The sequence below is a fragment of the Mesorhizobium sp. M7A.F.Ca.MR.148.00.0.0 genome (genome assembly GCF_003997735.1).
Classification (GTDB): domain Bacteria; phylum Pseudomonadota; class Alphaproteobacteria; order Rhizobiales; family Rhizobiaceae; genus Mesorhizobium.
In genome coordinates this window covers 1-1189 of record NZ_RZTB01000285.1, presented here as the reverse complement: position 1 = coordinate 1189, position 1189 = coordinate 1, and the positions used below count along the sequence as shown (strand labels likewise).

At 55.1% G+C, this 1189-nt stretch carries 2 protein-coding genes; both read left to right on the top strand.

The window, feature by feature from the left end:
• Positions 1-98 (top strand): acyl-CoA dehydrogenase family protein (locus EOB49_RS38840; RefSeq protein ID WP_348630290.1); only part of this gene is annotated, 98 nt, incomplete at its 5' end.
• Positions 99-258: 160 nt separating this feature from the next.
• Positions 259-1086 carry a DUF1444 family protein gene (locus EOB49_RS33955; RefSeq protein ID WP_164781931.1) on the top strand — a complete coding sequence of 276 codons (828 nt, stop codon included), beginning with the start codon at positions 259-261 and terminating at the stop codon, positions 1084-1086.
• Positions 1087-1189 lie beyond the last annotated feature (103 nt).

Sequence of the window (1189 nt, the reverse complement as noted above, 5' to 3'; positions counted from 1 at the left end):
GCCTGCTGCGCGACGCCAAGCTCTACGAGATCGGCGCCGGCACCAGCGAAATCCGACGCTGGCTGATCGGCCGCGAGATCATGGCGGAGGGGATGTGATGCCTAGCAAGGGAATGCAAGTGTGCCGGACTGCGGATTGCTTGACACGTCAAACACCCATCTTGTGGGAGGCTGTAGTTTTGCGAGTATTGAGAGATAAGCAGGGCCATAGATGATCCTCTCATTGGCGCATCCAATCACAAGGCGGGGAATATTTGCGATGGCTTTGTTTTCCTCAATTGCGGGCTTTCTCGGACAAGCCAAGGCGCAGAAGCGGCGCTTCTCTGACATTGCGGAATTCAGAGGGCTCGTAGTCGCCGCACTCAAACGGCAGCCGGGTGTCGATAGCGCCATCGTAGACCCATCGGATCCCGCAAAGATCAGTGCAAAAATCGGCGGCGTGGAAGTGACGCCCGACGTCACAAACGTGTTCGGCTACTTAAACTCATACCCCGACGAGGACGCTGATGCGGCTATAGACAGACTTGTCCGAAGCCTCACCGAAACGCGACCGACCAAGGCGAGCGAAGAAAATCTCATCGCGGTGATCCGGACCCAGCAATATGTCGAGCACCTCAAATCGATGGGTTTGGATTTGTTGTATGAACCGCTGGTTGGTGAGATCTCGGTTGTCTATATGGTCGACCTTCCGGATTCGGTGTCACCCGTGGCACCAAAAGACTTCCCAGGTCGGGCGCTTTCGGATTTGCGGGTCGTTGCGCTGGAAAACGTAAAGAAATGGCTTCCTAGAATTGTTTCCGACGAAGAAGCCGCGTTAGCGTGCCTGTATTATGTCGACGGCAATACTATGTTGTCCACAAGCCTTATACTTGTTGACGATTTCTGGTTGTCAATCAAACCACAGTTTCCTGGCGATGTTTTGTTCGCTCTGCCACGCCGAGACCAGTTGTTCGTCTTCGATGCAGGCAATCCGCAAGCCCAAAGCGCGGCCAGGCAGATGATAGACGTTACGTTCAAGGACGGTTTCAATCTGCTGTCCGACAAGATTTTCGAACGCCACAACGGCAAACTCCTGGCGCAGATGTAGGGGTTGGACATGGCTCCATTGCAAACCCAGATCTCCCCCTCCTCCGAAACCTTCCGTGCCAATGCCGAGCGCATGCGGGCGCTGGTCGCCGACATTGCGGAGA

Coding starts and splice junctions, on each gene's coding strand:
- EOB49_RS33955 (WP_164781931.1), top strand. CDS start 259: ATGGCTTTGTTTTCCTCAATTGCGGGCTTTCTCGGACAAGCCAAGGCG.